Source organism: Acanthopleuribacter pedis (assembly GCF_017377855.1).
Lineage (GTDB): Bacteria > Acidobacteriota > Holophagae > Acanthopleuribacterales > Acanthopleuribacteraceae > Acanthopleuribacter > Acanthopleuribacter pedis.
Genome location: NZ_JAFREP010000029.1, coordinates 63031 through 83495 on the forward strand (window position 1 = coordinate 63031; position 20465 = coordinate 83495).

Genomic DNA, 20465 nt, shown 5'->3' on the forward strand with positions numbered 1-20465 from the left:
GGTGCATAGGGTAGAGCGCCCCGTGTGGCCTGAAGGGGAACATCGGCGCATTGAAGCGAAATGTGGGTTTCGTGGGTGGGTCCGCTGTTTGGGCCGAGTACTTTGATAAAGAATGATTTTCGGCTGTTGTTCGATACGGGTCACAACCCGATGGCTGTTGTGACCGCGCGAAGACGGGCACGGATTCGGGTTAAGTCTCTCCATTCGCACAACAACCCGAGGGCCGTTGCGGCACTTGCTTCACATTGCCCGCGAGCTACGATTGCGCTTTCAATCCGCGCAACGACCCGAGGGCCGTTGCGACGGGTTAACATGACCACAAACTTTCGAGCTTGGACTTTCAATCCGCGCAACGACCCGAGGGCCGTTGCGACAATTGGCGCGGCTCAGGAGGCTCTCGCCCTTGACTTTCAATCCGCGCAACGACCCGAGGGCCGTTGCGACATGAGAGAGCAACGCCAACTTATCCGCGCCAACTTTCAATCCGCGCAACGACCCGAGGGCCGTTGCGACTCCACGGACGCGGTGAGGTCAAGCCCAAGCTGCCTTTCAATCCGCGCAACGACCCGAGGGCCGTTGCGACGATGCGGTCGCCGTTCCGGTCATGGCGGCGTTCTTTCAATCCGCGCAACGACCCGAGGGCCATTGCGACGGCATCAGACCACGCGGGAGTCTACATGTTTAACTTTCCATCCGCGCAACGACCCGAGGGCCATTGCGACCCGCCAGGCTAAGGGTGAGGTGGTTGTTGGGGCTTTCCATCCGCGCAACGACCCGAGGGCCATTGCGACGTCATATTTGGCCAGGGAGGTTGCTCCCTTGAGCTTTCCATCCGCGCAACGACCCGAGGGCCATTGCGACGGCATATTTGGCCAGGGAGGTTGCTCCCTTGAGCTTTCCATCCGCGCAACGACCCGAGGGCCATTGCGACTTGTTCTCGTAGCGCAAAAGCTTGGGATGGTGTCTTTCCATCCGCGCAACGACCCGAGGGCCGTTGCGACTGCTTATGGGTTATCCACGGTGGGGTAGAGAAACTTTCCATCCGCGCAACGACCCGAGGGCCGTTGCGACGTGGCGGTATCTAAAGATGATATCTTAACCCGCCTTTCCATCCGCGCAACGACCCGAGGGCCGTTGCGACTGCAGCCGTTTTAACATACTTATTCCCAGTGTGTTCAGGGGGCGATTTCGCAGATGTCTGTTTTTGTCGCCTTTATTTTCTTGCGAATTTTCGCTGATCTTCTGTAACTGGCTTTAAATATTTGGGTTACAAAATCCGCCGATGTCCCGGGTTTTTATGTTCGCTTTAGGTCCGCGGACCACCTTTGGCGCTTATTTCCCGTTCTAACTCCATTTTGTTTCTTCCCGATTTGGAAAGCTGATGACGGCCTGTGTATTTTGTTGATATATTAGTTGGCGACGAAATCGTTTTCTTTTAGGAGGCGGGACCATGGTGGTTTCCTCGGTGCTTTGGGTTTGGTTGAGTTTTGCAGCGGCCTGGCAAATAGAGGCGCCCGACTTCGATCGCGCCCGGGCCCTCAGCCTGCCCGCCGTCCGCGACAAAGTGGCCGGCGTCGCCATGCGGGCCCACTGGGACCCCGCCGAACGCGGGTTTTGGTACCTCGATCAACACTTTGGCCAATCGACTTACCGCTGGGTCGCGCTGCCCTCCGGCCAAGCCAAACCCCTGTTCGATCACGCCGCTCTCGCCGCCGCCCTCGCCGATGTCTGTGGCGAAGCCCCCGCGCCCGAGGATTTACCGCTCCGTTCCGTTCGCTGGGTTGCCGAACACCAAACCCTCGAATTCAACGCCTGTGACGGTCGCCGCCGTTGGCATCCGGCAACCGCGACCCTCAGCGACCTCCCCGCGGCCAGGAAAGCGAGCACCAGTGACAACGGCCGCTGGTCGATCCTGCCCGACAACGGCAACCTGCGCGCCTTTGACCTCAAAAACCAGCAAGCCTTCCCACTCACCCACGACGGCGAACCGCGCCACGCCTACGGCTGGGAACCCTCCTGGTACGCCCAACACGAGATCACCGGGGAACCCAAAACAGGCGCCAAACCCGACGGCGTCTCCTTGGTCTGGTCGCCGGACCAAAACCAATTCGCCACCTTTCGCATCGACCGCCGCAACGCGGGCAGCCTGACCCTGTTCCAAGCCGCCGCTGACCAGGGGTTCCGGCCCAAGGTCTGGACCTACGAACGCGCCTTACCCGTCGACGAAAAAGTCGCGGCCTACAGCCTGCACCTGTTTGACCTCAACACCCAAAAACACCTGCCGGTCAGCCTGCCGCCCACCGACGCCTACCCGCAATGGTCGCTGCCGCAATGGTCGGCCGACGGCAAAACCCTGTGGTGGCCGCGGTGGCATCGCGCCTTCCGCGCGGTGGAACTGATCCAAATCGACGCCGCCACCGGTGAAAGCCGCGTCCTACGCACCGAAACGTCGGAAACTTTTGTCGATCCGATGCACCACCAGTTCCGCGTCCTCGCCGAGCGCAACGAAATCATTTGGTCAAGCGAGGCCGACGGGTGGCATCATCTTTTCCTGCTCGATGCGGCAACCGGCAAGGTCAAACGCCGCCTGACCCAAGGCGCTTGGATGGTTGAATCCGTTGCGCACGTCGACGAAGAAGCCGGTTGGTTGGTGTTCTCCGCCAACGGCCGCGAACCCGGCGAGGATCCCTACCTGCGCCGTCTCTACCGTCTCAATCTGGCCGACGGCGCCATTCGTCTGCTCACCCCGGAAAAAAGCCACCACCAGTTTCAATTCTCACCCAAGGGCGGCTTTTTCATCGATGAACAATCGCTGGTTAACCGTGCGCCGCGTTATGTGCTGCGCCGCACCGCCGACGGCTCGGTGATCCAAGAATTGGCCGCTTCAGATATCCAACCGCTGCTCGAGGCGGGCTGGCGCCATCCCGAACCTTTTGTGGTCAAAGCGCGCGACGGCAAAACCGACCTGTACGGCGTGATCTACCTGCCCGCCGATTTCGACCCCGCGCGCCGTTACCCGGTGATTGACGCCAGCTATTCCGGCCCGCACGCGGTGAACACCCCCAAGGGGTTTCGCCGTTTGCTGCGCCGAAGCGAAACCGGAATCGCCTCGCTGGGTTTTGTGGTGGTCAACATCGACGGCCTGGGTACCGCCCGCCGCGGCAAGGCCTTCCAAAATGTCTCCTACCGCAACCTAGGCGACGTGGGCGCGCCCGACCACATCGGCGCGCTGCGGCAGTTGGCGAAAACACGGCCGTGGATGGATCTGGACCGGGTCGGCATCTACGGTCACTCGGCGGGCGGTTACGACACGGTGCGGGCGATGTTGATGCATCCCGAATTCTACAAGGTCGGCGTTTCCTCGGCGGGCAACCACGACCACCGCATGGCCAAGATTTGGTGGCCCGAGCTGTGGATGGGGCGCGACGGCGACCACTACCGCGAACAATCCAACATGACCCACGCCGACAAACTCCAGGGCCGCCTGTTGCTGGTCCACGGTGACATGGACAACAACGTTAACCCCTCGGCGAGTTTGCGGTTGGCGGCGGCCCTGATCGAACACGACAAAGATTTCGAACTGTTGTTGCTTCCCAACCGCGACCATTACTTGGAAGACCACCCCTACTTCATCCGCAAACGCATGGAATGGTTTGTGCGCCACCTGCAAGGACCCGCGTTGGGCCCCACCCAAACGATGCGGCCCGACGCGGCGCGTTAAGTTTGGGTTAGCTCGACCAACGCCCGCAGCGCGCGTTCGGCGGCATCGCGCGGGACAAAGATGTGGTCGTGGTAATAGGCCGCGACCACATTGGCGCTGATGCCGGCGCGCGTCAGTTGCGCGGCGACCGCGGCGGTCAGCCCGACCGCTTCCAGGCTGGAGTGAACGGTTAAGGTAATGCGCCCAAATACGCCGGCGTAATCGATCCCGTGCCGGTCGGCTTCCTGCTTGGCGATGATCAGGGTCAAACCCTCTTCCTCTTGGAACAGGCTCAGCGGTTTCAAGTCCGTCGCGGCGGCCCAATCCCGCGCGGGCAGGCAAGCGAACACATATTCGTTGGGATCCAGCGCCGGTTTCATGGTGCGGATCAAGGTTTCGAGGTTGGTTTCTCCCGACATGGTTTCTCCTCCATCAAGCCTGGCTCTTCAGGCCGGCGACACCGATAAAAATGAACAGCAAACAGACGATTTGGAACGGGGTGACCGGTTGGCGTTCAAACAGCATTTGGATGGTGGTGACGCCGCCGACCCCGACGGCCAGCCAAACCATGTAAGCGATTTGGGTGGGAATGGTTCGGGCCGAAAGTGCGAATAAAAACAAACTCAACCCGCATTTCTCACAAGGATTCGTCGCGAGAAGCTGAAACCCGTGTGAGTACGAAGCTTACGACCGAGAGACGGCATAGGCGTAGCAGCGCTACGGCGAAGGCGGCTCGACCGAGTAAGCGAAGTAATCGCACGGGTTTCAGCTTCGCAGCAGAACGCCTTGTGAGAAATGCGGGTTAACACCATCGAAAGCACGGCAAGCACCACGTAGCCGCCCTTGGTCAGGGAGGCCGAACGGTCGATGCACACCAGCCAACTCGTTTCGAACACACCGGCGAGAAACAGAAAAAACCACGCCATAGATCGCTCCTTCAATGCTTGGGGCCGTCCCCAATTGAATTGAGCGGTAAGGTCGTCCTCACTTCGGGTATTGCGGTTGTGTGGGACCACCTTTGGGTGGTCGGCCCCACGGTACCCTGTTTCCTCGGGTGGGTCAATGTGGATTTGGGGTTTTCCCGGTTGGAGGGTGCTGATCGGAAGGGTGTGGTTGATGCGGGTTTGTTCCAGGGTTCGGGCGGTTTAGGGAGGGGTTGTGGTACATCTTCAATGTACCTCGATTTTTCGGGCCCTGACCCAGGGAAGGGCCCCGCCTGCTTCGCGCCGGGTCCCTTCCCTGGGCTGAAATCCAGCACGGCGTTGCCGTGCCAACGGTTTGCGTGCCGGCGTCCCATGCGGGTCGTGGCGTTAGATGTTGGTTGGGGAAGGTGGGGCAAAGTCGACGTCCCATTTGTGACGTGGCGGTAGATGTTGGTTAGAACGGGTTTGTGCGTGGTTGATGCGGGTTTGTTCCAGGGTTGGGGCGGTTTAGGGAGGGGTTGCGGTACATCTTCAATGTACCTCGTTTTCTCTTGACCTGACCCAGGGAAGGGACCCGTCTGCTTCGCGCCGGGTCCCTTCCCTGGGCTGAAATCCAGCACGGCGTTGCCGTGCCAACGGTTTGCGTGCCGGCGTCCCATGCGGGTCGTGGCGGTAGATGTTGGTTGGGGAAGGTGGGGCAAAGTCGACGTCCCATTTGTGACGTGGCGGTAGATGTTGGTTAGAACGGGTTTGTGCGTGGTTGATGCGGGTTTGTTCCAGGGTTGGGGCGGTTTAGGGAGGGGTTGCGGTACATCTTCAATGTACCTCGTTTTCTCTTGACCTGACCCAGGGAAGGGACCCGTCTGCTTCGCGTCGGGTCCCTTCCCTGGGCTGAAATCCAGCACGGCGTTGCCGTGCCAACGGTTTGCGCGCCGGCGTCCCATTTTGGTCGTGGCGTTAGATGTTGGTTAACGATGGTGGGGGAACGGGCTCGTGCGTGGTTGATGCGGGTTTGTTCCAGGGTTCGGGCGGTATAGGGAAGGGTTGTGGTACATCTTCAATGTACCTCGATTTCTCTTGACCTGACCCAGGGAAGGGGCCCGTCTGCTTCGCGCCGGGTCCCTTCCCTGGGCTGAAATCCAGCACGGCGTTGCCGTGCCAACGGTTTGCGTGCCGGCGTCCCATTTTGGTCGTGGCGGTAGATGTTGGTTGGGGTAGGTGGGGGCAAAGTCGACGTCCCATTTGTGACGTGGCGGTAGATGTTTTTTGGGGAAGGTGGGAGCAAAGTCGGTGTCTCGTTTGTGTTGCCGCGGTAGATGTTTGTTGGGGAAGGGGGGACCAAAGTCGACGCCCCATTTGGGTCAAGGCGGTAGCCGGCGTTTGGTTCAGGTGGGAACCCGGATGAAGTCCCATGTGGGTCGTAGCGGTAGATGTTGCTTAGGGTGGTGGAACCAAAGCCGGTGTTCCATTTTGGTCGCGGTGGTTTTTGCTGCTTGGGGTGGGTGGGGCCGCTTTTCGCGCTTCGGCGGATCAGCTTTCTTTTTCGAGAATGCGGCTGACCGCGCTTTCTAGGATCTCGATGAGTTCCGGGTCCATGTAGCGGTATTCGTCGGGGATGTGTAGCACGTGGATCGGGGTGTGGTCCAACAGCGCCGAAAACGACGCCTTGATGCGGTTCCGGTGTTTTCCTTCCATGACCAAAATTAGGTCGGCCCAGCGGATATCGGCCGCGCTGACGGTTCTGCGTGCCTTGGGACTGGTCCCCGCGCTTCGCACCGAGACATTCGGGTCCTTGCGCCAGATTTGCTCGGCGGTCGGACTGCGCCATTGGTTGCGACTACAGATAAACAAAAGGTTGGTCACGCCATACCTCCATGGCCATTTTAAGTCGTACTTTATCCCGCGGGGGACGCTTTATGCGCCGGCTCGCCAAAACCAAAACTGTTTGTTCCGGCCGGCCTTGCTTCGTGGTGCGGGGCGCTTCTCGAAATCTAGCGTGCCGTCATGCCGGTCATGGTGTGGCCCGCCAGGTCGCCGCGCAGTTGGAAACTCGCCAGCGGTTGGTCCGAGTTCAGGCTGATCCAGGCGATGGATTGGGCCGTTTCGCTGCCGAATAAGGTGGCGACCAAGGTGGTTTGTTTGGCGCGCGGGGCCAGGATTTGTTCGCGGGTGGCGAGGACCGTGCCGTCCGCCGCGTGGGCCGTGTAGGTGAGGGTGGCTGTCGCCGATTCGGCCAGGTTGACCACCGCCAGGCCGGTCCAGGCTTCCGCGTTGCTGAGGATGTCGGGGAAGGTCACCGCCTTGGCGCCGCCCGCGACCGCGGCCAGCCCGGCCAATCGACGGCGGTCCGGGCGGTTGCTGCCGAAAAGCTCGTAGCCCTGGACCTGGCCGGTGGTTTCCAGCTTAATCCAGCCGATGGGGGCCGAAACGTCGAGGCTGTCGAACAATTGGTGGGCCAGGCCCAGTCGTTTTTCGCCCGCGGCCAGGGTTGCGCTTTCTTCCGTCAGCAGGTTGCCCGCCGTGTCGTAGGCCTTGAGCCGGATGTCGGTCGGGCTGTCGTCGGTGTTGACGTAGGCAAGGCCGGTCCAAAACTGGACGGTGTCCGCGGCCACGTGGGGAAAGACCAGGTCGTTGCGGGTGTAGATGAAGTTGGGGTTTTTGGCGCGGGTCGAGGCCAGGTTGAGCGCCGCCGTTTGGGTCGCGTCGTGGAAGCCGAAGAGTTCGACCCCGGCGAGCGCGGGCAGGTTGTTTTGTTCGCTGAACAGACCCCAGCCGTCGGAGGCGGGGATGTTGCCGGCGTAAAGGTCGTTAAAGTTCAGCGTATCGCCCCGGTAGGGACGGTCGACGTCGAGGGTGAAGGCGTTGCTCGGTGTGTTGAGGTGGGGTTCGATGGTGTCGGTGCTGTTGTTGACGAGCGCGACCTCGGTAAACCAGGTGGCGGTGTCGGCCGCGACATGGGGCATGACCAACTCATGGAGCAAACCGGATTGGGCGGGTTCGGCGGCGGCGCTGCGCCCGTCGCGGCTAAGGATGCTGAAGGAACCGGTGACGGCGCGGTCGGCCAAAACCCGCACCCAGGCGATGTCGTAGGGTTCGGCGGCGGGGAAGAGTTCGGTGACGCCGCGGCGCAGGCGGCCCTTGGCGTCGAGATCAAGCGCAATGATTTGCAGGATTTCGCCGTTGGGGTTGCGTGCCTCGAGGCTGAGTCGGGCGGGTCCATTGGTGGGATTCACGAGCGAGAGTTCGCTGGTGTGGGTCGCGTCCTCGCGGATTTTGGGGAAGCTGAGCCGCGGCACGGCCACGGAAACGGCCAAGCCGAAGGAGAGTCCGTTTTTGCCTGCCGAGTCCGCGTCCACCAGGGACGCTTTGAGGAAATAACGGCCGGGGTCGGCGCTGACAAAAGAAAAGGGGTGGAACAGGCCGCCCGCCAGGGTTTCCGTGTGGACCGAGCGTTCGCCTTGGAACACCTCCACCTGGACGCGGCCCTCGGCGCGGCGCAGGTCGAGGTTGATCAGCAGGTTCTCGCCGGCTTCTTCCAGGTCGAAGGCGAACCAATCGACGGGGTCCTCGGCGCTGAGGCTCAGCCCGGCGAAGCTGCCGAAACGGGTGTCGGTGGCCTGCTCGCGGGTGTTGTTGGGTTCGGCTTCGTTCAGGGTCCCGGCGGCGGCAACCTCAATTTCCATGCGATCCACGTTCAAGCTCTCTTGGCCGAGGCTGTTAACGGCGGACATCGACAGCTGCCAGGTACCGATCTCGTCCAGCACCCAGCTCGCGTTTTGGGTCACGCCGTCGAGGGTAAAGGTCGAACCGCCTGGCAAAATGAACTGCCAGCGGATGCCGGCGGCAACGGGGCGAAAGTTTTGGCCCGGTTCGGTGGGGAAAAAGCGGTTGGGATCGTAGACAAATCCCTTGAGGCGGATGCCGGTTTCGTTGGTGATGTTGATGGCCCCGCCGGCCTCGAAGCGCAGGGCGTCGGTGCTGGGTTCGGTGATTTTGACGGTGGGCCGTGCGTCGGGATCGTAGATGTAGTACCAAACGGTGTGGGGTTCGACGGCGCCGCGGTCCACGGCGGCGACGTCGTAGCTGACTTTGACCACGCCGGTTTCGGTGAAGTTAAGCGCGGGCGGTTGGGCCTCGCTGCTCTCCATCAGGACCTCGCCCGATTGGAGGTGGACCGCGCGCCAGGCATGGGTCCAAGCCGTGTTGCCCGCGTTGCCGAGGGAGGGGACCAGCGTGGTGCGGGTGCCGACGGGCAGGTAGACGGTTTCGTTGGGTTCCGTGCCGTTGAAGCCGGGGACGGGCGGGGCGGCGTCTTGGTACACAAACACTTCGATGCGGTGGCGGTCGAGCGAGGCTTTGCCTTCGCTGTCGGCGGCGTACACGTCGAGGTTGACCTTGCGCACGCCGCGGCGGAACTGATCGGCGCTAAATTCGAGGGGCAGGCTGAAGGATTCGCCGGTGGCGGCGAGCGTGCCGTCGACGAACCAGTAAACAAAGACCTGGTTCCCGGGGTAATCCTCGGGAAAACTGTTTTCGAAATCGTCGCTGACGACGGTGAATTCTCGTTCGCTGCCGTTGGCGACGGTCAGGCGGCGTTGGCCGGTGTATTCGAGGGTGGGTTCGAAGTTGAGATCCTCGGCGGCGACACCGATCAGGCGGCTGTTGGCTACGTCGCGCGGCGACAGGGCGCCGTTGTCGTTCACCTGAAAGGTGACTTGGTAAAGACCTTGTTCTTGGAAGCGGTAGCGGCCGGGGAGATTGCCGGGGAGGGTAACCGGCGGGGCATCCTCGTCGCCCAATTTTTGGATCAGCCAGGAACCTTCGTTGTTGCTGTCCGTGACTTCGCCGCGCAGGAGCAGGCTGTCGCCGACGGCGAGGTCGCGGTAATCGATGGGCGCCAAAATGCGGGCGGTGGGTGCGGCGAAGAGGGTGGCGGTCAACAAAAACAGAACGAGGGTTGGTGTGAATTTCATGGGGGGGAACTCCAGGCGCGTTGCGGCGGGTGGTTCGGTCACCAAGGGCACAAGGTCGCGATAGATTGGGTTGTGAGGAAATAGCACAACTCGGGAGTGAGGTGGTTGTTTCCCTGTGAAAAGTTCTGCAAAAGAACAAAATCGCGATATGGATCACGTCTCAAGCGGGCAAATTGAAAACGAATCGAAGGTTAGGCCGGCTTGGGGGCGCGACAAAAAACATGGGGTGAGCGAGGTGCCGGCGAAGGTGTTGATCGCCCGTGCGGCGGTTGATGCCGGCGCGGATCGGCGCCGGTTAAGGGTTTTGGGATGTTTCGTCGCTTAACAAGGCGCGTTCGAGGCTGATGTCGCGTTGTTTTTTGTTCTGGTCGACGATGGTTAGGGTCACTTGGCTGCCCACCGCGCCGCGGCGGTGGTAGTTGTCGAACTCGCCCGGGCTCATGCGTCGGGTGTCGCGGCCGTTGACGGTGAGGACCTGCCAACCTGTTTTGAGACCCGCCCGTTCGGCCGGCCCCTTCGCTTGGACGGTCTCGATGGTGAAGGACAGGTCCACGGTGAGGCCCAGATCGCCGAACAGGTTGGGTTCGAGGTGTTCGAGTTGGGGGAGCACCGATTCGTACCATTCGTGCCAGCGCCGTAAAGCACCCTCGGCCAAGGGAATCTGCGGGACGCTGCCGAAGGTGTCGCCGCTGTAGGCTTCGAGTTGCTGTACCGCGTGGTAACGCCAGTCCGGGTCGGCCACCCGTAGCTTTTCCAGCCAAAACGGGATGAGGATCAGTGGTGCGAGGCCGACCTCGTCGGCGATGACTTCGCTTAAGTTCACATCAAAAGGTTGTTTGGCGGCGGTGACCACCGCGGAACGGCGTTCCAGCAGGTAGGGATCGCCGGCGCGGGCCATGGTGGCGGCGGCGCGGAACAGGATGGGCAGGGGTTGGCGTTGCAACGCGGCCAGTTCGGGCGGATCCAAGGCGGCGCCCTCGGCCATGAGGTGTTGGGCGACGGCGACGCGGGCATTGGTCAGCGCCGCCTGGAGCGGGGAGGGATGGACACCGGGACGCCCGTGGGGTGAGGCGCCCGCGTCGATCAGCACGGTGGCGGCGACCAAACCGCGGGCCTCCGCCAAGAGGTCGGTCAGGTCATTCGGGGTGAAGGCGTTGCCTGAGGCGGCGAGGATCGGTTGAACCAGGTGATCCCGGCCGCCCCTGACCGCGGCTTGGAGCGCGTTTTCGCCGGCCTTGTTTGTTTGGTGCGCGGGGGTGCCCGCGGCGAGCAATTCTTTGGCGAGGGTGACGGCCGCATCGGAATCGTAGGGCGCGGCGGCGAGGTGGTGCGGGCTGTTGTTGCCGGCGGCGTCGCGGGCCGCGCCGTCAAAACCGCGGTTGATCAGGAAGCGCACCAGCGCGGGCGCCTCGGCGCGGGCCAGTGCCGCGCCGAGGCGGTTTTGACCCGCCTCGTTGCGTTCCTCGCGAACCGCGCCGCGATTGAGTAAATCGTCGAGGAGGTCCACGGTATCGAGATCGTGCAGGCCGATGGTGCCTTGACCGGCGGCGTTTTTGACGACGGCGCCGTGGTCCAACAACAAGTGTAAACGGCGGCGGTCGTAAGCGTGGCCCGCGTAGCTGCCGCGAAACACGCCGGCGACCTTGGCGTCGGCGCCGTGTTTGAGTAGGGCGGCGAGCGCGGCCAGGTAATCCTCGCGCAGGTCGACGCCGCCCGTGGGGCCGCGCGGTCCGAACATGTGGATCGGCCGCAAGCCGGCGCGGTTGGTGTGGTTGGGATCGGCGCCGTGTTGGAGCAGCAGGGCGGTTGCTTCGGCCATGGCGTGTTGCATCGCGAAATGCAGCGGCGACCAGCCGTCGTGGGTGCCGAGGTTGGGATCGGCGCCGCGGACCAACAGCGCCTCGGTCAGTTCGGGCGCGCGCTGGTTGAGCCGCATTTGCAGGAACAGCGGCGAGTTGCCGGTGCGGTCGCGGCGGTTGGGATCGGCGCCCGCCTTCATTAAGCGCGCCGCGGTGTCGGCGTCCGGCCAAAAGCGAACCAGCGCGTGCAGCACGCTGTCGCCGCGCCGGTCGACCGCGTCGGCGTCGGCCCCCAGTTCCAGGAGTTGGTGGACGAGGGGCGCGCCGCGGTAGGTGACGGCGTGGTGTAGCGGGCCGCGCCCGTCGTTGGCGCGGGCGCGGATCAGCGCCGGATCGCGGGCCAGGAGTTGCCGGATCTGCGCTTGATCGCGACGGCGCAGCGCATCAAAAAACAGCGCCTCGGAAGCGGAAAGGAAGGGCATCCAAACCAGGTAAACCATCAGCCATCGCCACAACCCTGTTCTTCGCACCATGCGTTTTCCGCTCCGTCCGCCGTGACCGTTCACGCTTTTTGGCTGTACTTTAGCAAACTTTAAACCGCCGCGCGTCATGCCGGTTGCGGGACGGCCGGCCCGTGTCCGCGGATGTGACGGTGTGGACGGCACTTGGTGCGTTTTTCCAATCTTTGGTGCAGACCTATTGGGGTGAGCCACGGCGGTGCAGCGTTACAAACTGAGTTTCGAGCCCGCTTCGGTCGTGGGTGGGGCGTCGGGCGTATTTATCATAAAGTGGTTTTTGCCGCTTCTATTAGCGCCGCTGACCGCCGAAACGAGCCGACGCCGTTTGATCCATGCCGAATGACGGCGCTCCGCCGCAAACGGCGGCCGAGCGCCAACGCGAACATGAATCTTTATGGAAAGAAGCCGGCTTTACCTGCGATACCAACTTTCCTTGATGTGGGGATGAACGAATACAGGCGCCTCGGTTGGAATGATCTCTAAGCTGGGGACGTCGTGGCCGGCTTCACCCATTGCCTTCAGCCATCTTCCCAAAAGAAGGGGGGTCCATTTTTGGGGATAGATCGGCCGCTCGCTTTCGAGGAGAAGGGTTTGGCAAAGCTGCAAGCCGAAGGCGGGGTCCTTTTTCGCCAAAAGGGAGAAGGTTCCGAAATCCATGATGTGGTGACGCATTGCGATTTGGCGTACAAGGTATTGGTGGCGGTTGACCCAATCTTCGCGTTGCGAGACCACATGCCAAAAGTTCCACAGGATTTTGGTGTGGCTCGCGTTGTTCGGGTCAAGTGAACCAAAAAAGGGGACAAGGGTGGCTTCACACCAATCGGCCTCCTGTCCCAAAAGGGCTTGAAACAGCGCGGTTTGCTCCCCCGGTTCCTCGGTTTGTGCCGCGCTTCGCAGCAGCACATCTTCCAAACTGGGGCGCAAGCGTTTGTGGGGAAACAAGGCGGCCGCCTCCAAGGCCCCTGTGTTCTCTTGCACACCACACACATAGGCGGCGATCAGGTCGGCGTCATCCGCCTCGCGGAACCGCGCCAAAGCGATTAATGCCGCTTGGCTGCCTTCTTCCGCCAGGTTTCGGATCATCGGGGCAAATCGGCGCGGTGCCGGGACCTCGGTGAGGAGCGGTTCGAAAAGCGGATGGTTCTCATCCGACAAAGCCGTTTGGTAGATCAGGTTCACGCGTGGCGCGGATAGGCGGCCTGGGTGGTCCACGCTGATTGTGTTTAATTGGGTGCCGATCAACCGCATCAGAATCCAACGTGTGACCACTTGATTCAAGGGCATTTGACGTGCCGGCAGTAGGGCTATTTTAAGGGGCGCGTCATCGTTTAATGCATCCAGCAGCAATTGATCGACATCTTTTAAGCCGCGGATCATGGCCGCGTACAAGGCATAGTGCCGGACCTTCCCCTCGGGGTGATCGATGAACCGGCGTAAATCGGCGGCGGGGGTTTGTGCGACAAAGAGACTCAGCGCTGGAAACTTGCTTTTGTCGGGTGTTTTAAACGGATGAAGCAATTCATAGATGATCGTTTCCTGCAATTCGACGAGGGCGTCTTCCCAGGTCGTTGCCGTACTCTCCGGGTAGGGCGGTACGAATTCGATGGTAGGACAATAAGAAACAATGACGCAAAAAGTGAACAGATGCATGCTTACTCCAGGCAATGAATCGGTGGACCTGAGTTGTGTTAGGGCGGTTTCGCAACAACAGAAACGAAACCTGCACGGGGAGCGCGTCCCGTTCAAGCATCGGCAACGTCTGGCGCCATCTCGAGGTGGCCGGCCGCGGTGGTGTTGCAAGGGCGGGCAGGAAGAATCAAAGAATAAGGAGGCAAGAACGGATCATGTGCTTCACCTTGTTTCGGAACCTGGACCTTGATGGATGGATTGGAACCCTGAAACACAAGTCGAAAGGCGGCCCATAAAAGGATCATCTTTTCGTCTAGAAACAACGAAAAAGCCGGGCCCGGTGCGCAATTCTTTGGGTGTGTCGACTAAAACTAATTGTTCTCCGGCGCCTCCACCACATAATACAGTTCCCAGTCGGTCGGTGAGCGCCGCACGATGCCGGGATGGTTGGCCGTGGCCGGATCGTGGGTCATCCCCGACAAAACCACATCGGCCAGTTGCGTCCACGACTGACCCTGGTTACTCGAGAGGTAACGTTTGAAGGTGTCGTTCCCGTTCGGTTGACCGATGATCAGCAACACATCGCCGTTTTCCCGCTCCACCAGTTCCGGGATGCCCGAGGTATCGAGTTGGAGGGTCTCGACCCAGGTATCGTCTTCGCCGGTGTTAATCGCGATTTGCATTTTCAGATCATTCACCGGAACCGCCAAAATGTTGGTGCCGCTGCTGTGCTGCAGGGCCGAGGGATCGGTGCCGCCGTCGGTTTCCAAAATAATGCCCTCGCGGGTAAAGTGAATGCCGTCGTTGGATACCGCGGTTTCGATAAAGTGCGGGTTGCCGCCCGGCAACGGCGGGCCGAAATTCGAATAATAAAACAATCGGTAGCGGCCGTCGCGCAACCGAATGATGTCGGGATCCACCGCACCGAACACCAAATCGCCGTCCAGCGTCACGCAGCGGTAGGGTTCCAACACATCTTGTTCATTGAGGCGTGCCACCCAAATCGAATGGTAATTCTGCGTACCGGAAACGTAATAAACCCAAAGCGCGTTGTCCGGCCCAAAAATGGCGTCAGGCACCGAGGCGGCGTCGAGCAACAGGGCGTTTTCCGGCAAAAACGTCTCGCCGGCATCCGCGCTGGAAGCCCGATAAATACTGTGTAACCGCAAAGCGGGTAGGTTGGTGGTGACCTCGACCTGGCAGGTTTCGGCGCTGTCGTCGTTGTCGCGCAAGGTGATCAGGTCGCGGATATCAAAGCGACTGTCCGCGTTGGTATCGCGGCAATCCCCGTCGGTCACGTTTTGCCGCCAGTTCGGGAGTTGGCTCGTTTTGTAAAACGGCGGCGAGATGAACAACCAACCGCTTCGGCTTCGCGTGATCTGGTTACAGGTATCGCGGACCTCGCATTGATAACGGCCCTCGTCGGCCTCGACCGCATTGTCGATGCGCAGTTCGGCCGAGGTTTCCCCCACCAGCATGCTGTCGTCCTTAAACCATTGGTAGCTGAGATCTTGACCCCGCACGTCCAGGCGCAAAACCGCCTCGCCCCGCGCGCAACCATGGACGGTGGTGGGATGGGCGAGGATGGTGGTGCTACAGTCACCGTATAGCCAAAGTACCAAAAACCAACAGGTTAAACTTGCCGTCATGAACCAACTCCTTGACTGACGCCTGGCCGAAAATGAGGTTTTCACCGTTGTGGTGCAGGATGGATTTGAAGCTGTATAACGGCTTTATCGTCCTGAATTTGGATTAACTGAAAAGTTTTTTAGTCGCGGAAGGTGCCCCGCGGGTTACGCCGATTGGGTCTTGCGGGCGAACCCGGTCGCCCGTGGTGTGGGGTTCGATTGCGGGTTGCCTTGATGGGCGACGCGGTTGCGTTCCGGGGCGCCGTCGCCGCCCACCAAGGCTAATTCCCCAAAAGTGACCAAACCGGTGCTATTCTGCGTACTTTTGGCCGTGCCTTCGGTTCGGCTGATCATGGCGCGGCCCTTTTTCCCCGGGGAATACGTCCCTTACCTAAGGTGGGCGTGATGCCGGCCCATTCACCATTTCGCGAGGAGGCGGGACTATGGATCGAGAACGTGAAACAGTTTGGGCGATGGTCTGCCATCTGGTTTCTTTTAGCCTGTATTTGGGCCTGCCCTTTGGCAACTTTATCGGGCCTTTGGTCGTTTGGTTGGTGTTTCGGGACCAGTCGCGTTTTATCGATGAACACGGCCGCGAAATCCTCAACTTTCAAATTTCGACTTTTTTGTACACGCTGGTGTTGTCCGCGGTGGCGATGCTGGTGGCGATTTTTACTTTCGGGCTTGGTTTGATCGTGGTTGTGCCTTTGGCTATCGTCTACTTTTTATTCACCACCATCCCGATTATTTTCGCGGCGGTTGACGCCAAAAAGGGTCGCCCAGTGCGTTACCCATTGACCCTCCGTTTCTTGTAACACCAAGCGACTCGGATAACGCCAAACAGGATTTTTCCGAGTCGCGGGGTCGTCGGGGTTGTGAATGTGATCCGCGTCACGTCTTTCGGGGGTGGCGCGGTGCTCCATATTTTCTTCACATTTGAAACCGAAACTTTGCACACGACATGGGGATCCACGGTTGATCACCGATCAACCCATCACAGACCTCAAAACCCGGCGGCCCTTCCTTTTTGACGCCCCCATGTCCCGTCCTTTTATGGATGCCGCGGCGTTTTGATACCACGCATTTTGCGCGCTTGGTGCCCGGCCGAATCGGCCGATCCTGCTTTTTCGGGAACAACAGACGGCTTGCCTGGGTCGCTCGTTTCCGGCGCGGTTTCGGTTTTTGCGACGGCACGCGGCCGTTTCAGCGTCAACATTGGAGGACCAAGATGAGTACCCAAGAGACTGTAAACCTGTGGCTGCACGACTACGCGCAAGCCGAGGGAATCGAACAACTGCAATTGGATGAGGCCGGTGTGTGCGGCATTTCTTATTTGGACGGTGGGGAACGGCGGGTTTTTACCATTGAGGGACCCGCCCACGGTGATTCTTTTTTTCTGACCGGGGAAGTCGCCGAATGTGACGCCCAAGGTCGCGAAACCCTACTCGCGCGGGCGCTGGCCGCCAACCTCGACGGCGAAGCCACGCGCGGGGCCGCCTTTGCTTTGGATGGAACGCGTTTGGTGCTTTGTTATCGCGAGGTCGTGAGCAAGTGCGACGCCGTGGCGTTCGGCAATACCGTGAACAACTTCGTGGCCGTCCTTGACCAACAACGCCGCCGCTTTGGCGAATGGGTTGAACCCGAATCGCAAAGCGGCATTTCGCCGGTCGACGCCGGCTCAAGCTTTTTCCCGAACGCGCCCCATTTGATGCAATTCGCCTGATTTTCTAGCCGCAGGGTTCAGCTTAAAAAACCTCGTCTCGCCCATGGGTGAGCGGGGTTTTTTGCGTTTGCAGGGTTCGTGCGGCGAGGACAGGCAAGTGTCTTCAATCGAGCGGGTTAGCAGGCGATACTTGGTTGGCGTTGCCGTGGGAAGTGCCACTTTTGGTGTCGATTGTGTGATTTTGATCACAATCGAATGAGGGTGGTTTTGGCTCCATTTTTTCTCCACATTTGGAACCGATAATTACCCTGTCAAGACGAGAGACCCTCTCGGTTGTTTTACCAAACAGCCGTCTCCATACAAGGCAGCGAGCCCGTTTCACCACTTCTCTCCCGTCGCTTTTTTTCCCATGTGGTGATCCAACTTTTGCTTTCGCACCTTTCACCCGGCACCAAAACGAAGTGCTTCCGATCCGACGGGCGTCCCCGTTGTGGGAACGGGTAATTGGTGTGGAAAACCCCGAGGTCTCTCGGGTGTTTGCCGCTTTATTTGGCCTAATCAGGTTCGGGTATCTCCGCGCCGGGCCGTCCTTTTTGCCGCACCGCTGAACGGCTCTGCTGTACCTCCGAACGGCTCAGCCGTGCATCCGAACGGCAAAACGGACGACCCGCCGATGTCACCACCCGAGCCGGCGCGGCCACCGATTTCACCCCCAATTTTAAGGAGTTTCCTATGTCCGGTATTTCCAGCCCCACCACCCTTGGCAAAGTTCAGCAAGTTCAAACCACCACCACCCAAAAAACATCCGACAAACAATCCGTCAAATCCGAGCCCACCATCAAAAGCGGTGGTGATTCCCTGGGCTCACCCGTGGTCCAGAGCGGTTTGGGCGACAAAAGCCCCAAAAGCGTGACCGTCACCAAAAGCGAAACGCCCACCAAAAGCGAAACCAGCTCCTCGCCCAAGGTCAAATCCGAAGCGAAGCAAGAGCCGCCTAAACCGCCGACCACCAAAAAACACGATGTCGGCACCGAGAAACAAAAAACCAACAACACCTGTTGGGCCTGTAGCGCGCGCATGCTGTTGAAACACGACGGCCAACAAGCGCCTTCCTACCAAACTTTGGATCCCAACGATCTGGGCATGGACCCCACCGACCAGGGCGTCAAACAGAAACTCAACGGTTTGGGCATTCAAGATGTGAACTACAACAGTTCCGATGATTTGACGCCCGAACGCATGGCGCAATTCCTGGAAAACGGGCCGATGATGGCTTCGGGCCGTTTCACCGGCTACGACGCCCATGTCATCGTGGTTACCGGCGTCGACGGCGGCACCGTCCACTACAACGATCCCGACAACGGCGGCAAAAAAACCATGACGCTGGATACCTTCAAGGATCTCTTGAACCCCATTGATACCTTGCGCGCCATCATGCCCGACTCAATGTCACCCCTCCAGCAAATTCAACACTAAGCATCGGTTCCACCACGCCGGCTCGCGGTAGGCCTCGGGCCGGTGCGGTGAATCATTGCCCGCGTGACGGTTCGCGTTTGTTAGGAAAAAGCGTGATTCATTTTTATACAATTCATTGCTTGGTTTGATAATCACGTCTTGAACCTTTTATCTTGCGAATCCAGACCGAGTTCCGTTTCGACAAGGTTGTTGTTTTTTGATGGTTCCATTCATTTCCTAATTGCTTCAGAGGTGTCCATGAATGACTCGCGTTTCGTCCTCCAACAATGTCCCGAGGGGTTCCGCGTCGGCGGACCTTTTTTGGTCGGTCACGCACCGCCGTTCCACTATCAAAATGAGATGTGGGTGCTCAACACCGCGCTCTGGGACCTGACCCCGGTTCCCGGCGGCCGCAAGGTCAACCGTTGCCGCCTGTTCCTCCACGCCCAGCGGCGCACGGATCAAGTCGCGCAACTAACCTGGCTGTACCAAGCGGAAACCGACCGATTCGTTTTGCAACATCCCGCCATGGATACCAACGGGATGACCATCGCCCGGTTGCGTTTGGAAACGGGCCCGCGTCAAGCCGAGGCTTTGGTGATGCAGGCCTGCCACATGGCCGACCGAATTCAACAGGTCATCGGTTCGCGTGCCTTCGACATCAGCCATTTAGAAGAAGATTTGCGCGCGGCGGCCTGCGCCGGCGCCGCGCGCTTCGGCGCACCCGCACCCGTGGTTGCACCCAACCCCTGCGTTTGTCAGACCGTTGGGGTGTGAGACGACCCGTTAAATCGAACTCTGCCACACCTGCTTGACCCACTTCGCAAAGGGATCGATGTGGACCACCCACACGTCGCCCTCTTTGCACACGCCCATCACCGATTTGGCGTTGTCCATGCGGCGCGCCTTGTAGCGCAACTGGTGTGCGCTAAACGGGATTTTTTTGGTGACCTCGGAGAGCAGGAAGCGGCGCCCTTTTTGCCGTAACAAGGCGTTGCCGTCCCAATTTGGGTCGACGCTGTCGATCAGGCGCGGCGCATAATGCGTGCGGTACCAGCGGGAAAACACCACCAGCCGGACCAGCCAGGCGTTGGCCAGCTTGCGCACACCCATTTCGCGCCAGCATTCCTGTTCGTTGGGGTAGCGGTTCGCCAATTCTTTGAGCGTGCGCGAGGGCAGGTTGAGCTGGTCCGAGATCGTGTGGAAATAAACCACCCCTTCCTGATCGAACAGGGTGTCCAGGTTGCCGTTGTGGTTGGTGACGCCGCGTTCATCCGGTGCGAAAACCAAGGGAATCGGTTCTCGGCTGACCACACGGGTGGGCACCGGTTCGCCTTTGAAGCGAGAGCCGAACCACGCCGGTTCGACCGAACCGTCGGGGAGGCGGAGCCGGGCGTCACCTTCACTGGGAAAATCGGCCGCGGCCATCCAGGCCTCGAGCCGTACACGCAAGGTGCGTTCGCCGTTGGCCGCGTTCCGACCGCGAAAGGGTTCGAGATCGCGGACGCGCGCAAAATCAATCATCCCGTCGAGATGGAATAGGTATTCGGAAGGACATTTTTTAAATAAGGATTGAAGCATTTCATCATGAATCATAAAACGACCTAAGTGTAAAAAGTTAGCACCCGTTTATGGTACCTACAAGCATGCTATGGTTCGCCGTGGGTTAAAGGACCATGGTTGTAATAGGATGGTGGAACCGATTGCTGCTTTACGAATGCACCCATTCTTAGCGAAAGATGATTCATAAAAAAAGTGTGAGATAGAGGTCTTGGTTTTTTTGGTGAAGGGAAAGCAGCGCCGTGTTCCCGTTCCTTTGTGCAAAATTTCGCGCGGACGGTTGCTTTCAATTGCTTTGCCGGTGTTCGTGTTTTCCAACGTGCCGGGCCGGAGAAAGCCGGCCTGTGCGATCCCATACTTTGCCGTGAAGGGCAAGGATAGGTGACTGGTCTTGGGTTTCGACGGTTCGCGACGACTGTTCTTGGCGCGTTTAAGGCGATTGTTTGGTTCGTCTTAGCTCGTCATACCAAACATTGGGTGCGACGGCGGTTGAGGAGCAGGGTTGGCGCGCGAAATAGGGGGTGGCAGGTTCAAGACCATCGTCATCCCGCGCGTTCTTTGCGGCCCGAGGGTTTGTTTTTATTTTCCCTGAACAGTAGAATGCGTTTTTATGGTAA

At 59.9% G+C, this 20465-nt stretch carries 15 protein-coding genes and 1 CRISPR repeat array; of the genes, 5 read left to right on the forward strand and 10 right to left on the reverse strand.

The features are described from left to right. Window positions 1-196 precede the first annotated feature (196 nt). Window positions 197-1141: direct repeats of the CRISPR family, unit length 37 nt; unit sequence CTTTCAATCCGCGCAACGACCCGAGGGCCGTTGCGAC. 309 nt (window positions 1142-1450) lie between these two features. Further along, window positions 1451-3721: a S9 family peptidase gene (locus tag J3U88_RS25900; RefSeq protein ID WP_207861911.1), complete on the forward strand. Its 2271-nt coding sequence runs from the start codon at window positions 1451-1453 to the stop codon at window positions 3719-3721. Here J3U88_RS25900 and J3U88_RS25905 read toward each other — a convergent pair. From J3U88_RS25905 to J3U88_RS25945, 9 genes are all read right to left on the reverse strand, one after another. Then, complete coding sequence (locus J3U88_RS25905) at window positions 3718-4119, reverse strand: ACT domain-containing protein (protein ID WP_207861912.1); 402 nt, start codon at window positions 4117-4119, stop codon at window positions 3718-3720. The genes J3U88_RS25900 and J3U88_RS25905 overlap by 4 nt on opposite strands. Before the next feature lie 13 nt (window positions 4120-4132). Further along, window positions 4133-4327, reverse strand: coding sequence for a DMT family transporter (locus tag J3U88_RS25910; protein ID WP_207861913.1), 195 nt, complete (start codon window positions 4325-4327; stop codon window positions 4133-4135). Beyond that, window positions 4324-4626 (reverse strand): DMT family transporter, encoded by a 303-nt coding sequence (locus tag J3U88_RS25915; RefSeq protein WP_207861914.1) that lies wholly within the window; start codon window positions 4624-4626, stop codon window positions 4324-4326. Before J3U88_RS25915 ends, J3U88_RS25910 begins: the two co-directional genes overlap by 4 nt. 1527 nt (window positions 4627-6153) lie before the next feature. After that, window positions 6154-6486, reverse strand: a complete 333-nt coding sequence (locus tag J3U88_RS25920) for a low molecular weight protein tyrosine phosphatase family protein (RefSeq protein ID WP_207861915.1) — start codon at window positions 6484-6486, stop codon at window positions 6154-6156. Window positions 6487-6614: 128 nt separating this feature from the next. Then, the gene (locus J3U88_RS25925) at window positions 6615-9596 is read right to left on the reverse strand and encodes a hypothetical protein (protein ID WP_207861916.1); all 2982 of its coding nucleotides are present in this window, start codon (window positions 9594-9596) and stop codon (window positions 6615-6617) included. A 295-nt stretch (window positions 9597-9891) separates the two neighbouring features. Beyond that, on the reverse strand, window positions 9892-11928 hold the full coding sequence (locus tag J3U88_RS25930; protein WP_207861917.1) for a PDZ domain-containing protein: 2037 nt from the start codon (window positions 11926-11928) through the stop codon (window positions 9892-9894). 396 nt (window positions 11929-12324) lie between these two features. After that, the gene (locus J3U88_RS25935; RefSeq protein ID WP_207861918.1) at window positions 12325-13563 is read right to left on the reverse strand and encodes a hypothetical protein; all 1239 of its coding nucleotides are present in this window, start codon (window positions 13561-13563) and stop codon (window positions 12325-12327) included. A 350-nt stretch (window positions 13564-13913) separates the two neighbouring features. Continuing rightward, window positions 13914-15191, reverse strand: coding sequence for a hypothetical protein (locus J3U88_RS25940; RefSeq protein ID WP_207861919.1), 1278 nt, complete (start codon window positions 15189-15191; stop codon window positions 13914-13916). A 144-nt stretch (window positions 15192-15335) separates the two neighbouring features. Further along, on the reverse strand, window positions 15336-15524 hold the full coding sequence (locus J3U88_RS25945; RefSeq protein ID WP_207861920.1) for a hypothetical protein: 189 nt from the start codon (window positions 15522-15524) through the stop codon (window positions 15336-15338). An 89-nt stretch (window positions 15525-15613) separates the two neighbouring features. Between J3U88_RS25945 and J3U88_RS25950 the strand changes: the two genes are divergently transcribed. The 4 genes from J3U88_RS25950 (at window position 15614) to J3U88_RS25965 (ending at window position 19065) form a co-directional block, all read left to right on the forward strand. Further along, window positions 15614-15985, forward strand: coding sequence for a DUF4870 domain-containing protein (locus J3U88_RS25950; protein ID WP_207861921.1), 372 nt, complete (start codon window positions 15614-15616; stop codon window positions 15983-15985). Window positions 15986-16398: 413 nt separating this feature from the next. Further along, window positions 16399-16893, forward strand: a complete 495-nt coding sequence (locus tag J3U88_RS25955; RefSeq protein ID WP_207861922.1) for a CesT family type III secretion system chaperone — start codon at window positions 16399-16401, stop codon at window positions 16891-16893. 672 nt (window positions 16894-17565) lie between these two features. Next, the gene (locus J3U88_RS25960) at window positions 17566-18309 is read left to right on the forward strand and encodes a papain-like cysteine protease family protein (RefSeq protein ID WP_207861923.1); all 744 of its coding nucleotides are present in this window, start codon (window positions 17566-17568) and stop codon (window positions 18307-18309) included. Between the two features lie 237 nt (window positions 18310-18546). Then, window positions 18547-19065: a hypothetical protein gene (locus J3U88_RS25965; RefSeq protein ID WP_207861924.1), complete on the forward strand. Its 519-nt coding sequence runs from the start codon at window positions 18547-18549 to the stop codon at window positions 19063-19065. A gap of 9 nt (window positions 19066-19074) precedes the next feature. On the opposite strand, the gene J3U88_RS25970 is transcribed toward J3U88_RS25965, so the two are convergent. After that, window positions 19075-19884, reverse strand: coding sequence for a hypothetical protein (locus tag J3U88_RS25970; RefSeq protein WP_207861925.1), 810 nt, complete (start codon window positions 19882-19884; stop codon window positions 19075-19077). Window positions 19885-20465 lie beyond the last annotated feature (581 nt).